Origin of the sequence: Brumimicrobium salinarum (assembly GCF_002844555.1) — a bacterium.
GTDB lineage: Bacteria > Bacteroidota > Bacteroidia > Flavobacteriales_D > Crocinitomicaceae > Brumimicrobium > Brumimicrobium salinarum.
The window spans coordinates 375,085-390,010 of sequence record NZ_PJNI01000001.1 but is presented as its reverse complement, the minus strand read 5'-3'; the positions used below and the strand labels follow the sequence as shown (position 1 = coordinate 390,010).

10 protein-coding genes are annotated in these 14,926 nt (G+C 30.4%); 6 read left to right on the top strand and 4 right to left on the bottom strand.

Features of this window, described 5'->3' with window-relative positions; all coding sequences use genetic code 11:
* Positions 1–31: 31 nt before the first annotated feature.
* Positions 32–3,928 carry an adenylate/guanylate cyclase domain-containing protein gene (locus tag CW751_RS01795; protein WP_101333241.1) on the bottom strand — a complete coding sequence of 1,299 codons (3,897 nt, stop codon included), beginning with the start codon at positions 3,926–3,928 and terminating at the stop codon, positions 32–34.
* Between the two features lie 31 nt (positions 3,929–3,959).
* Complete coding sequence (locus CW751_RS01790) at positions 3,960–4,472, bottom strand: ferritin (RefSeq protein ID WP_101333240.1); 513 nt, start codon at positions 4,470–4,472, stop codon at positions 3,960–3,962.
* A gap of 149 nt (positions 4,473–4,621) precedes the next feature.
* On the opposite strand from CW751_RS01790, the gene rnr reads away from it, so the two are divergent.
* Positions 4,622–6,745, top strand: a complete 2,124-nt coding sequence (rnr, locus tag CW751_RS01785) for a ribonuclease R (RefSeq protein WP_101333239.1) — start codon at positions 4,622–4,624, stop codon at positions 6,743–6,745.
* 46 nt (positions 6,746–6,791) lie between these two features.
* Here rnr and rpiB read toward each other — a convergent pair whose 3' ends face one another.
* Positions 6,792–7,238: a ribose 5-phosphate isomerase B gene (gene rpiB, locus CW751_RS01780; RefSeq protein WP_101333238.1), complete on the bottom strand. Its 447-nt coding sequence runs from the start codon at positions 7,236–7,238 to the stop codon at positions 6,792–6,794.
* A gap of 713 nt (positions 7,239–7,951) precedes the next feature.
* Between rpiB and CW751_RS01775 the strand changes: the two genes are divergently transcribed.
* A complete protein-coding gene (locus CW751_RS01775; RefSeq protein WP_101333237.1) occupies positions 7,952–8,704 on the top strand; it encodes a response regulator in 753 nt (250 codons plus the stop codon).
* 152 nt (positions 8,705–8,856) lie between these two features.
* Here the strand turns inward: CW751_RS01775 and CW751_RS01770 are convergent, their stop codons facing one another.
* Positions 8,857–10,074, bottom strand: a complete 1,218-nt coding sequence (locus tag CW751_RS01770) for a TlpA disulfide reductase family protein (RefSeq protein ID WP_101333236.1) — start codon at positions 10,072–10,074, stop codon at positions 8,857–8,859.
* Between the two features lie 90 nt (positions 10,075–10,164).
* Between CW751_RS01770 and CW751_RS01765 the strand changes: the two genes are divergently transcribed.
* The 4 genes from CW751_RS01765 (at position 10,165) to CW751_RS01750 (ending at position 14,894) form a co-directional block, all read left to right on the top strand.
* Positions 10,165–10,701 (top strand): RNA polymerase sigma factor, encoded by a 537-nt coding sequence (locus CW751_RS01765; RefSeq protein ID WP_101333235.1) that lies wholly within the window; start codon positions 10,165–10,167, stop codon positions 10,699–10,701.
* Positions 10,691–11,803, top strand: coding sequence for a T9SS type B sorting domain-containing protein (locus CW751_RS01760; RefSeq protein WP_101333234.1), 1,113 nt, complete (start codon positions 10,691–10,693; stop codon positions 11,801–11,803). Before CW751_RS01765 ends, CW751_RS01760 begins: the two co-directional genes overlap by 11 nt.
* Positions 11,804–11,871: 68 nt before the next feature.
* Positions 11,872–14,193 carry a CotH kinase family protein gene (locus tag CW751_RS01755; RefSeq protein ID WP_101333233.1) on the top strand — a complete coding sequence of 774 codons (2,322 nt, stop codon included), beginning with the start codon at positions 11,872–11,874 and terminating at the stop codon, positions 14,191–14,193.
* Positions 14,194–14,216: 23 nt separating this feature from the next.
* Positions 14,217–14,894: a hypothetical protein gene (locus tag CW751_RS01750; protein WP_133122098.1), complete on the top strand. Its 678-nt coding sequence runs from the start codon at positions 14,217–14,219 to the stop codon at positions 14,892–14,894.
* Positions 14,895–14,926: the final 32 nt, after the last annotated feature.

Below are 14,926 nucleotides of genomic sequence, written 5' to 3'. Positions count from 1 at the left end.
CAGATTGTAAAAACACATTAAACACAAATTTCTAATCGATATAATCATCTTGCGCCAATCGTTCTTTTATTTCAGCTAGATTTTGCTTCTTTTTCTTTAATCTAGTTTGAATAGATGTTTGGGTAAAGTAACGATGTTGCGTTAAGAATTTTACTTGCATTTCATCCCATTTTCGATCACTATCGATTTTTCCATGCTCGCGTAATTCTCTTCGAAGTCGATCAGCAATTTCATGAAAATCATCTCTCCCTAGATAATCCAAATCGGCATCGCAAATTATTTCTTCCAAATTATTCTTAGGTTTATGTGGAACCTGCGTAACATAGATCAACTCCTTTATGCGTTGAATGTGCGCTTCAGTATAACCAAATTTTGGAAGAATTTCTGCAGCCATCCGCGCACCAATTGGCTCATTCTTATCATATTGCTCTACAAATCCAGCGTCGTGATAAGATGCTGCTGATTTCAATAAAAATAAATCTTCATCTGTAATACCTTCACCAATAGCAATTCTCTCCGCTTGACGTGTTACATCTTTAGAATGATCAAATGAGTGATAATGCAATTTTGGACTTAGTTCTTTTTTTAATTTACTTAAAATAAATCGCTCTGCTTTGTAGTAATTAATTTTACTAAAATGATGTAGATTAACCAATTTGTGAAAAGATTCATTAGGTTCAACTCCCAAACCATCAATTGATAACTCAGGTTTGATTGAAACAACTTCGAACATTAGAATTTTAACACCACTTTTAGCTTTAATTTTTCCTTTTTTTCTACAAATGAAATAAGGTTCAATATGATCAAACGTATCTTGGGTAATGGCTATTTTTCCAGGTTCACACAATTGTTCCATTCTTTGTGCACGATTCACAGTATTTCCCCATACATCATAAGCATAGCGTTTTGTACCGATTACACCAGCGGATACAGGCCCTGTGTTTATACCAATTCGAAGTTTCCAATAAGGTTCATTTTTTTGAAGTTGTTCTTCTTTATGCTTTCGCATATAGTCCTTAATCTGAACTGCTGCTAACGTTGTGTGTATTGGGTTGGTTTTATTACGAATGGGAACACCTCCTGCACACATATAAGCATCTCCAATGGTTTTAATTTTCTCTAAATCGTTCTTTTCAATAATACGGTCAAATTGACGAAAATGCATATCTAAAATAGAAACTAAATCTTTAGCACTCATTTCTTCGGCTATTTTAGAAAAACCAACAAAATCTGTAAACATAATGGATACTTTATTGAAAGCACGTGCAGCTGATCTTCCATCTTTCTTTAATTGACTCGCAGTTTCCTTGGGTAAGATATTATTCAATAAACGTTCTGTTTTAACCCGTTCGCTTTCTAATTCTTTGGTTTGTTTTAGTAAACGTTCCTTTTGTTGTTGAATTTGTTCATTTTTCTTTCTTAATTCTCGGGTGCGTTCTGCAATTTTCATTTCTAAACGTACTTGCAATCTTCTTTCTTTATCCATGCGTGTTCGCACACGAATAAGAACAACAAGAGCAATAAAGCAGATAATTATGGCATAAAACCACCATTTTAACCAAAATGGACGTTCCACAGTAATAATTAAACGAGCAGGATATTTATTCCAATTTCCATTAGAAATACGCGCGTAAATTTTCAATTCATAATTTCCTGGTGCAATGCTCGTAAACCGCAATTCATTAGAATAACCTAGTTCCTCTTCAACTTGGTCATCTCCAGACATAACATATTTATATTCTATACGCTCTGGATGGGTAAGATCATTAGCAAAAAAATTGAGTTTTAAACTTCTTTGTGTGTAGGGAAGTTTAATTTTATCTGTATAAGCAATACTTTGTGATAATATACCGTCTTTTTCAGGAAAAACTGGTTCATTTTCAACCTCAATACCAGAAAAATACACATGAATATTTCTATTAATTTCAAAAGCTTGTTCAGGCTGTATGTAATTAAAACCTTGAATACCACCAAAGTAAACTTCCTTAGCTTTAGAAACAAAACTTGCACCTAGGTTTAATTCATTACTCATTAAACCGTCTTTTTCGGTGAAATTATGAAATGCTTTTGTTTGAATGTTAAATGCAGAAACTCCTTTGTTTGTTGATAACCATAAATACATTGGATCATTTTGAGTACTTTCTACACCATAAACCACATTATTGGGTAAACCATCTGATTTGGTATATTTCTTAGTTGTTTTTGTGTCACGATTAAAATGAATAAGTCCATCACCCATAGTTCCAAACCAATATTGGGTATTATTTTCTATAAAAACATCAGAAAAATAATCGTTGGTTATCGTTTTAAGAATCGAAAAATCATGATTACTTGTTGCGCTAAGTTTTCCAGCGTCATCAATAATTTTATATAGTCCTCCTGAAGAAGGAGAAACATAATAGTCAGTACTATCTTTAAAAATTAGGCGACAAGGTCCTGTGCCAATTGTATTCGATTCTTCAGGATTATGAAATAAGTAATTAAAAGATTTATCTGCATAATCGAAATGTACAACACCTGCTTTTGTACCGATTAAATATTGTGATTCACCCAGATACGGAACAATCGTATACGTTAAGTCAAAGCCCCTTTGTGCATGTTCTTCATGTTCAAATTTGGTAAAGAAATAATCGGTTTCATCTTTAGGATTAATGTTCAATTCAAACAAACCTTCTATAGTTCCTAATAAAAGCGTATTTGCATCAATCAATTGAATGCTTAGTGTTGTTGCATCATTAATTAACTCACCTTTAAGGTAATAATGCTGATAAATATGGGTTTTTCTGTCAAAACGAGAGATTCCATGATCAGCTGCGATATATAAATAACGTTCATCTTCAGATTCAGCAAATCCCCATATATTTTGAGAAGGTAATCCCTTCTGTAAATTAGCCGATGTGCTTACCCCTTTAAAACCAATAAATGTAGGATTAAAACTACTTAGTCCACGTTGTGAGGTTATCCAAATAGAACCTTGATTATCTATAAATAATCCATTAAGTTTATTAGAAATTAAAGCTCCTTTTTGAAAAATATCTGCAGTGTAATTGAGTACATTAATACTGTCATTTTCTTGTCGTGTAACTTGAAATAATCCATTATTTTCACTGGCAACAAAAAGGCGATCCCTAGATAAATATAACGCATCTATAATTTTATAATCTGCTAAGGGCGCAAATAAATCATTTAAAATTTTAAAGGTATGTAAATTGGAATCAAAATAAAAAACGCCACGATTGGTAGTAATTACAATATCATGTTCTGGTGAATTAATTAATCCTGTAATTAAAAAATCATCCGTATTTTCTACTTCAGGCTTAACAATGATGGTGTTTGTAAAATTATAATCAGTCATCAAAACCCCATTAAATTCACTAACAAAAATAAGTTGGTCGTTCTGATTACGTATATCTATAATTTTAGAATCAAAAATTTGATCATCAATGAGTTCAAAATTAGCAGTTTTAGTATTGAATTTAAAAATTCTACCATAGGCTGTTCCAATCCATAAATTTCCATTTCTATCTTCGGTTATGGCGTGAATTTCTAAACGGCGTTTATTGTCAAATTTATAAGCACTGAATTGAACTGTTCTAGGATTGTATTTTGTTAATCCATTATAGGTACCAAACCACAAGTTATTGTTGCGATCTTTAAAAGCAGTATGAATAAATTCGTTGGAGACCTTATGGTATTGGTCAGAATTAAAAACTTGAAAATTCTTTCCGTTAAATCGATTTATTCCATCTTGAGTACCCAACCATAAGGCACCTAATTGATCTTGAACAATAGATGTTACAGAACTTTGAGAAAGTCCATCGTTAATAGTGTAGTTTTTAAATTGTATGTGGTCTTGTCCAAATAGTGAAAACTGAGATAAAACAATGACCACATACAATGTAAAGGTTTTAATAAAGAAATACTTCATTTAAATAGTGTCCTCTGTATATAATAAATAATTAAGTATTAGATACAGTATCAGCAGAAATAGAGGAGTTTTCCATGTCTCTATCGAAAAGATATAAGCCACCTTTATCGTTTCCGATTAGTCTTAGTTTATCTAAAATAGTTCTTGCTAAAGCTTCTTCTTCTAATTGTTCAGAAACATACCATTGTATAAAATTGTGTGTACTGTAATCTTTTTCTTCCAAACATGCACCAACAATATTATTAATGCTTTCTGTAACCATCATTTCATGTTCCAATAATGATTCAAATATTTTTTCCATTGAATCAAAACTTACATTCGCTTTTTCTAAAGCAGGAATTATTGCTTCTCCTCCACGTTCATTAATAAACTTAACTAGTTTCAACATGTGTTCTCTTTCTTCATCACTATGTGCATACAAGAAAGAAGCTGTTCCATTATACCCTTGATTTTCTGACCATGAAGCCATTGTTAAATACAATTGACTTGAAGAGGATTCTTTCTCTATTTGATCATTCAATAATTTTTCAATTTTTTTATTCATTTTTTTATCTTTTAAACAAAAATACGAAATATTAACAAGTAAAGAAAAGAGACGGGAAGATTGGAATTGTTTCAAATAAATAGCATACTTAACAAAACGAAGTAATTAGAACAACAATTTTACTCTATCTTTGAACGAAAATATAATAAATGTCGAGAAAAAAATTAAAGAAAAAGGGAATAGAAGCAGCAATACGTAAGATATTTGAACGTCAACCAGATCAAAAATATAATGCCAAAGAGGTAAGTGCAATTTTGCAGATTACTGATAAAAATATGCGTAAATTAGTGCTTTCTATACTTAATGATTTAAAAAGTCAGAATTATCTTAACGAATTTCAAAAGGGATATTTTATATTTAATGACTCTTACCAAAACAATTTTATAGGAACAGTTGATGCTACTTCTCGCGGTTCTGCATATATTATTATAGATGAATTAGATTCAGATATTTTTGTTCAAGCCCACAATCTCGAAAATGCTTTACATGGTGATACTGTTGAGGTTGAAGTAATAAAACAAAGAAAAAATAAAACAGAAGGAAGAATAAAAAAGGTAGTTAACAGAAAGACAACACAGTTTGTTGGTACTTTGGATGTTAAAAATAAATTTGCTTTTCTGATACTAGACAACAATAAAATTAATGTTGATTTATATATTCCACTTGAAAAATTAAAAGGCGCTAAGTCTGGTGAAAAAGCAATTGGAAGAATAACTTCTTGGCCAAAAGGTGTTGATAATCCCTTTGGTGAAATATTGGAAGTTATAGGTATGCCTGGAAATAATGATGCGGAAATGCTTTCCATTTTATTCAAAAACGAATTTGAAATTAAATTTCCTCAAAAAGTAATTGAAGAAGCTGAAAAAGTTGGAATGGATCTAGATCAAGAGGAGGTGAAAAATCGAAAAGATTTAAGAAATAAATTAACTTTTACAATTGATCCATTTGACGCTAAAGATTTTGATGATGCTTTGTCTTATGAAGTTTTAGAAAACGGAAATATAGAAGTAGGTATTCATATTGCGGATGTAAGTCATTACGTACGTAAAGGAACTGCAATGGATGAAGAAGCTTATCAACGTGGGAACTCTGTTTATCTGGAAGATCGCGTTATTCCAATGTTACCTGAGCAACTTTCTAACATGGCTTGTTCTTTAAGACCCAATGAGGATAAATTTGCATTTTCAGCGATGTTTGAAATGAATGAACAAGGTGAAATATATAAGGAATGGTTTGGAAAAACAGTTATTCATTCTGATTATCGTTTTGCTTATGAAGATGCACAAGAAGTAATAGAAGGTAAGAGTGATACTTTAAAAGAACCAATTCTAGCGCTAGATCAAATCGCTAAAAGACTACGTAAGGAACGGTTAAAAAACGGAGCATTATCAATTGAATCTGAAGAAGTAAGTTTTATTATTGATGAAGAGGGAAAACCGACAGGTGTTGCTAAAAAAATAACCAAAGATGCCAATAAGTTAATCGAAGAATTCATGTTATTGGCTAATAAAAGAGTTGCTCTCTTTGTAGGTAAATTACCAGGTAATAAAGGATCAAACTCTCAATTTATCTATCGTTGTCATGATAAACCCGTAATTGAAAAATTACAAACATTTTCAGTATTTATAAATAAGTTTGATTATGATTTAGAATTTGAAAATATTGATAATGTTGCACAAAAAATAAATGGTTTACTGTCAAAAATAAAAGATACACCAGAATACGACCTTATTCAAACAATGGCGATTCGTTCTATGTCAAAGGCAAATTACCAAACCAATAACATTGGACATTATGGTTTAGCTTTCGATTTCTATACGCACTTTACATCTCCAATTAGAAGATATGCAGATTTAGTTGTTCACCGTATTTTATTAGATCATCTTAATAAAAAACAAAAAAATTATGGAAATCAATTGAATGAAATAAGTGAACATATCTCTAATCAAGAAAGAAAAGCAATAGAAGCAGAGCGCGAATCAAACAAGTTTTTTCAGGCCAAATACTTAGTAGATAAAATTGGTGAGGAATTCGAAGGAACTGTTTCTGGTTTAGCAGATTTTGGAATGTTTGTAAAAATGAATGATAACCATTGTGAAGGAATGATAACCATTCAATCTTTACCCGATGACAATTATTATTTTGATAACGATAAGTTTCAAATTATAGGACGCCAAACAAAATACACCTTCAATTTTGGAGACCAAGTAAAGGTAAAAATTAAAGATGTGGATATGCTGAAAAAACAGGTTGATTTAACGTTAATAGAGTAGCCTTGTTACTTTACAAATCGTTTTTACACAACATCTGCATTCTAATTTAATCACCACACGCGATTTTATTCACTCTATTTTGGTGTCTTCCTCCTTCAAATTGAGTTGTTAAGAATTTATCAACCATTTTTATAGCGAGCGTAGCATCAATAAATCGAGCGGGTAAAGCAATGATATTCGCATCGTTATGCTGCCTTGCTAATGCTGCCAAATCTTCGTTCCAACATAATGCACTACGTATATCTTGGTGCTTATTAACAGTCATATTGATTCCATTACCACTTCCACAAATAACAATACCTAATGATTCTTTATCTTTACTGACATGTTCTGCAACGGGATGACCAAAATCAGGATAATCAATACTATCCTCTGAATGTGTTCCATAATCTTTAAAAGAATAGCCTTGCTCTTTGAAATGCTTTTTTATTGTTTCTTTTAACTTAAATCCGGCATGATCTGCTCCGATAGGAATAACTTTTGAATTTGTCATAATTAGAATTTTTTACAAATTTACGTAATTAACAATCATATTGAATTATCAACAAACATAAAAATGAAGATTCTTAACTCCTTGTTTTATATGTGTTTTAAAAAATGACTTATCGACACAGTTATTAACAAAACAAATATATACTGTGGATAGAATTCAATAAGTTTTACTTGCTTTATTAAAACATAATTCCAAACCAAAATACATTTGAAATAAACAAGGGTAAGTTTTGAGTTTTTACATTTAGATATGAACATCTAAAATGGGCTTAATTTTATCAAAACTTCAAAATACTTTTCCATAGTACTAGAAAACTTCAAAATGTTAATAACCGCTAATATAACTTATAAATCAATAGATTAAAAGTTGTATAACATGTGAATAACCTTCAAAAAAATGTTCAAAAGATAATATCCTATTCATTTGAATAAAAGTATTGAACAGTATTAACAGTATAATAATAATAATAAAGGTTTTTTGAAATAATTTTTTTTTAGTTTTATTTAATCAAAAGGAAATTTAATCTTGATTTTGAAAATTGAATTTAAAATCCTATCTTATTTCTACAGTTGTTTTTTCTGTTAAAAATCAATGCGTTAACTAAATTTATCCCAAAAAATTATGTGTTTATCGATGAATATATTAAATTCATATCCTTATAGAAGTTATGATTTCTAATTATTACTTAAATTTGTATCACTTAATATTGTTATATGTCAAAAATAAAAGTTTTAGTCGTTGAGGATGAATCCATTGTATCTAAGGACATTCAGCACAGTTTAAAACGACTGGGTTATGTTATATCTGGCGCTTCAGCAACAGGTGAAAAGGCAATTCAATTGGCAGCAGAAGAACGTCCTAATATTGTATTGATGGATATAATGCTCAAAGGAGATATGAATGGCATTGAAGCAGCTGAAATCATTAAAAGAGAAAACAATATTCCCGTTATTTTTCTTACCGCTTATGCAGACGAAGCTACATTGGCCAAAGCGAAAATAACAGAACCTTATGGCTATATAATAAAACCATTTAAAGAAATAGATCTTCATACTTCTATAGAAATGGCTCTTTACAAACATTCTAAAGAAAAGGAAGTTGAAAAAGAAAGAGATTTACTTTATTCCATTGTTGAAGGAAAAGATACGCAAGATTTTATTTTTGTTAAAGCCAACTCTAAATTAGTAAAACTAAATACTAAAGATATTTTCTTTGTTGAAGCCTTAAAAGACTATGTAGTTATTAATACACTAGATAAACGATATACTATTCACTCTACGATGAAAGATATTGATAAGAAATTAGGTGATGCAGATTTTGTGCGTGTACATCGTTCGTTTATCGTTCGTTTAGATAAAATTTCTTCAATTGAATATCCAAATTTACAACTTGAAAAAGATAAAAAAATAATTCCTATTGGTGGATCTTATAAAGAACAATTGGTAAAGAAAATCAATTTGGTGTAGATAATTGATAATTAACAATGGAAAATTGACAATACTTTTTCATTAAAAAACCTTTATAACAGAACTATTTTCGCTTTCACATTGGTATTTCCTTCTTTTGCTTAAACCAAAGAAGGAGATTATATTCTTGGAGGAAATTTAGAATTCAAAACCTATTCCTTGAGTAATTTTTCAATCAGCGCCTTTGTTTTCTTTTTGTATTCTTCATAAATTTCTCCCGTTCCAGGACCATTAAATCCTGTGTGGATTTTTACAACTTCTCCATTTTTATTTAAGAATACAGAAGTAGGAAAAGAAGAAATAGAATTAAACATGTGAAAATCTGCCGAACTTTCTGCTTTAGAAGCATTACCACCAATCAAAATAGGATATACGATATCTTTCTGATTAGAAAACTGTTTTACGCGCTTTATTTTTCCCTCAAAAGTTTTAGGATATTCATAAGCTACACCTATAATTTCTAATCCTTCACTATGATATTCATCATATAATTCCTTGTAAAATCGGGTTTCATCCAAACAGTTCGAACACCAAGTTCCCAAGATTTGAACAATAACTACTTTGTTTTTTAATTCTTTATTGGGAAAAATATAATCCTTATTTTCTAACGTTTTAAAATTAAATTCAAAATCATCTTTTACCATATAAGTCAATGAATCTGGACTTTTCAATTTAAAATCATCATTTCTCGCCGCAATCCAATTTGTTTTCCAATGGTTTCCAGAAAGAAACTCTCCTTTGAGCGTATCATTTTTCAATGTTGCTTTAAACAAGAAAACATGCGAACCATCAAAACTCGATAAACGCAATTGATTGTCAATAATTCTTCCGCTTAAAAAACGATAATCTCCTGTTTCGGTTAAAAAGGTTCCCCTTATTAAATCTTCGTTTTGTTTAAATATTCCAATGGCCGGATATGCATTGTTCGTCTCAGCATTAAAAGTGGTTTGCCATTTACCTGCTATATTTTTATGAGTAGATTGATTATTGGGTAAATTCTCAACTTCTTTACCAAAATACTCGGCAATAAAAGCAACTCTTCCATTAGATTTACGCGCTGGATTCACAAAAAATCCCTTGATTTTATGAGGATTATCTTTATTAATCTTGAAAATTAAATAATTGGGAAAACTAGAAAAATAAACTCGAATACTGTCATTTACTTTTTCAAAAGATTGCATTTCTACATTTTCTTTGTCGTTATGAATGGTCATATTTTGCATTCCGTCAACAGAAAAGTGAAAGAATAATTGATGTTTTTCTTGCAACTTAAAGTCTCCGTACCAATGCCCTTCTTTGAGGTTTTGCGCCTGAAAAGGAAAGATTAAAGAAAGAAAAAACAAGCAAATGTATATATTACAATTTTTCATATCGTTGTGTATCAGAATTCAAAATTAACAGGCTTTTTTTATTGCTGCAACCTTTTATGTAATATTGTAGTCTATAGAATGTGAATAAAAATGGATGATAAAACCTTAGTACAGAAATGTATTTCTGGAAACGCTAAAGCACAACGCGAGTTGTTCAATCGTTTTTCTCCTTTAATGTTGGGAGTTGCTATGAGGTACATCAAAGATAAAGAAAGAGCGGAGGATATTCTTCAGGATGGATTTATCAAGGTGTATAAAAATATTCATCGATTTGAGCACAAAGGTTCTTTGGAAGGATGGATTAGACGAATTGTAGTAAATACTGCTTTAGATCACATAAGAAAATACAAAAAAGAGCAAACCAACATTGAATTAGATGATTCTCCATTGGAAATTGTTCAAAAAAGTGATGCAGAAGAACGCTTACAAGCTGAAGTTTTGATGAAAATTGTACAATTATTGCCTGAAGGTTACCGCATTGTTTTTAACATGTTTGCGATTGAAGGTTATAGTCATAAAGAAATAGCTAAGCATTTAAATATTTCAGAAAGTACTTCAAAATCACAATACTCACGTGCTAAATCTGTGCTAAGAAAGACATTGAAAAAATATAAAATTGAGCGATAAAGACGAAATAAAAGAATTGTTCCAAAAAGAATTGGGAAATTACCAAGCTAAGGTAAATCCTAATTTATGGAAGGCTGTTCAATCAGGAATAAGTAGTTCTGCTGCTGCATCTGGTGCAGGTAGTTCTATTGGTATTGCTGGTAAGCTGGTGATTGGTATTGCTACATTATCTGTTATTACGGTTGGTGCTTTTATGTTCGTTAACTCAAATGAAAATGCTACGGAGTCGCAAACATCAACACAAAAAATAATTAAAGAAGAAAATCTTGTTGGTGAGGAAAAACTTGAAAAAGAAACAAGTGAAGTAAAATTTGAAAACAAAAATAAATCAGAAAAAACATACAAGAAAACTCCTCAAACGACACCTCAATCTGAAAATCAAGTCATTGAAAGTCCAGAAAAAGTAGAAACTTTACATCAAAAGGATCAAAAAGTTGTTGCGGAGAACCATAAGAGTAAAGAACAAAATCTTCGAAATGAAGAAAACAGTAAAGCAACTAAAGCTGAAAATACGAATCAACAAAAATCAAATTTAGCGACACAAGAAGAACCATCGCCAAAAACTATAGAAAAAGAAAAGCGTATTGATTTAAGTTCAGTTACCATTGAGATAGATCAATCCAAAAATCAATATGTTAATTTTCAAGCTAAGCATCTTCCAAAAGAAGCTCAAATAACTTGGGATTTTGATGATGGAACCATTAAACGTACGCCGCGAGTTGAACATTTTTATCCAAATCCAGGTAAATATTTGGTAGAATTACATGTACAAGTTGGTGAAGAGCAAATAAGTAAATTTACTGAAATTGAAATTTTAGTACAAGGAGAAATAGGGGAGTTACCAAATGTTTTTACACCCAATGGAGATGGTAAAAATGATTTTCTGTTTATTAAGTCTCAAGGTCTAAAAACTTTCCAAATCACCGTACTCAATAAAAATCAGAAAGTGGTTTATTCCAGTAACAATCCAGATTTTAAATGGAATGGAATGGATTTAAACGGTACACCTATTGAAGCTGGAACTTATGTTTATATCATTGTTGCAGAAGATGAGGTAGGAAATACAATCAATAAATATCAGCACTTAAAGATTCATAGGTAATCAATTTTACTAAATTTATACATTACTTTTAATCGTTTTTCGGTTAGATCAAAACTAAATGATGCATTGTGCGGGTAATTTTAATTCTATTTTCTTTAATCATTTTTCAGGTATATGCGCAGAATGAAGTTGTATTTAATCCTACAGGTGGTAATTATCCTGGATTAAAACAAGTTGTTGTTCATATTCCAAAAGGTTTTGAAGTATATGTAAGTAGAGACGGAACACTACCAACTAAGCAGTCTGAAAAAGTTTCTGGTATACTTAATATTAAAGGAGATGAAGCTTTGTATTTTGCAATTTTTAAAGAAGGTCAACAGCCTTATTATACCTCAAACACCTACATTACTTCAAGAAAACAAACCTTACCATTTTTTTCTATAATCACAGATCCAAATCATTTATTCGATAAACAAAATGGTATTTATGAAATGGGGTGTTGTGCAGATAAAGATGCACCATTTAAAGGTGCAAATTTTTGGAAAGACATTGAAAAACCGATTCATGTTGAATTCATAGATCAAAATAAAAAAGCTTTTTCCCAAGCTGCAGGAATAAAAATTTTTGGAGGGTATAGTGTTAGTATGCCACAAAAATCATTCGCTATTTATGCCCGAAAAAAATATGGTGATAATCGTTTTCGATATCCATTATTTCCGCAATTGCCCTTTCAAAAATATAAGAATTTCATTCTCAGAAATGCTGGAGGAGATATGAAAGGAGCACATATTCGAGATGTTTTTGCAACACAAGTAAGCAAAAAAAGTGGTTTGTCATTTCAAGAATATAGACCTGTTGCTGTTTATATTAACGGTAAATATTGGGGAATTTATAATTTGAGAGAAAAAATAAATGAACATTTTATTCATGCACATCATGGAATACCAAAGGATGATGTAGGCATTATTCGACCCCCTAAAAAAGTGCAAGACGGTCCGCCTAAAATTTTGAAAAACTATCATGATTTAATGAAGTTTTTGGAAACCAGAAAAAGTTTAAATCAAGATGATATCCAACAAATTCAAAATGTAATTGATATTGATGATTATTTGATTTATAGTACCCTACAAATTATTTTAGGAAATTCTGATGCCGCTGGAAATATTCGATTATACAATGATTTTAAAAAGAATACACCTTTCAAAACTGTACTTTTTGATTTAGATATGGGTATGAATATTTTTGATGAAGAAAAGCACCTGGAAAATTCTTTACAATTATTTACCGCAGATAAAAATACAGATATTCAATATCCAACTGAATATACCCTTTTATTGAGAAAATTACTGAGCAATAACCAAATCCAAATAAGATTTATTAATTATTACATGGATGCCTTAAATACCTATTTTAATCCACAATCTGCCCATAAAGAACTCCATAAGCTAACCCATGAAATGATGAATGAAATACCTTTTCACCTCAAAAGATGGGATATTTCACAGTTAAGATACGATAGAAGTATTCAAAGACTTCAAAAATTTATAAAACACAGACCATCAATTGCATTCAAACATTTAAAATCCTATTTTAATTTACATAACACCTTTGAAGTGAAGTATGAAGCTAGTGAAGGTGGACAAGTTAAAGTAAATTCTTTATTGTTGGATCAAAATTTTAAAGGTGATTATTTTAAGAGTATACCGATTCAAGTTGAAGCTTTACCCGCTGATAATTTCGAATTTGTAGGTTGGAAAAATAGTACTGATCACACCCAAATAAAACAAATACGTGTGCAGAAAAATGAAATACTAATTTCACCTATTTTTAAACCAAAAGAAGCACCTAATTATGCCCATAAATTAATCATCAGAGAAGTTTATATTGCAAATAAAAATGAAAAAAACACCTCATGGATAGAAATTTATAATCGCTCAAAAGATACCATTAATCTAAACAATTGGAAGGTGAAAAATAAAAATAATATAAACATTTATACCTTTTCTTCAAACGCAAATATTTTGCCACATAGTTCAATTGTTTTAGTAGAAAACAAACAATATTTCTATCAAAAATATGATAAAAATATTACCGTATTTGGTGATATACCTTTTGGTTTTAATGTAAATAATAGAGCATTCAAACTATTTGATTACCAAGAATATAAAATACAATCTTTGTCTCTTCAAAATTTACCTAAACCTACCAATGAACAATATAGTTTTCACAATATACATCACGAAGTTAATGTCAACCATCCGCAATTTTGGATAGAAAAAGAACCAACACCTGGATTAACTGATATTTCTGTAATAAAAGCAAATAAGGAAGAAAAGGAGAATGAAAGAAGTCAATTAATAAGTAACACTTTTCTTTTTTATGGAATCATTAGTGCACTTATCATCATTATCTTATTTTTTATTATTTTGGCAAATTACATGGAGAAATAAACACTAATAAATCCATATTTAATATGAAAAAAATATCTACCGCTTTATTTTTTATTACGATATCGAGTGTTTTATTTTCGCAAAATTTTAAGAAAATAAAACCTTACTCTTGGATGGTAGGTATCAATTGGAACATCATGGAAGATGATGGATATCGATATAAAAACCTTTTCGATGTTAAAAACTCTTGGAATATACCTGTTTTTCCTTCCGCTGTAAACGTTGATTTCTATATGCAAAAAGGAATGAGTATTGATTTTATGGCGTCCTATAATGAATATCAATTGGGTAAAACCATTAATAAAGACACAACAAGATCAGGAAAAGCATTTGCTTTTAGTGGAAATTTTAAATACAGTTTTGGATTTTTAATGCGTCAACAAATTATAGATCCTTTTGTATTTGCAGGAATTGGATATACTGGTAGGGAAGCGGTTTGGCCACAAAATATGCTGAGTGGAAATATTGGTGCCGGTGTTAACATAATGATTTTTGGTGGGATTGGTGTTCAGTGGCGAACGACTGGAAAAATTGGGCTGTTACCCGAAATTTACACCGAAGAATATGATTATCTTCATCATCATTTTGGAGTAATATACAAATTTGCCGAGCGATCTAATAGCAGACAAAGAAAATTTACCAAGAAAAAACATCAATGGGGCTTCAAAAAACCGCGTTATCGAAAAGCTAAAGGTATGTAATGCCATTGCGGCTTAAGTATTATCTCCAACTA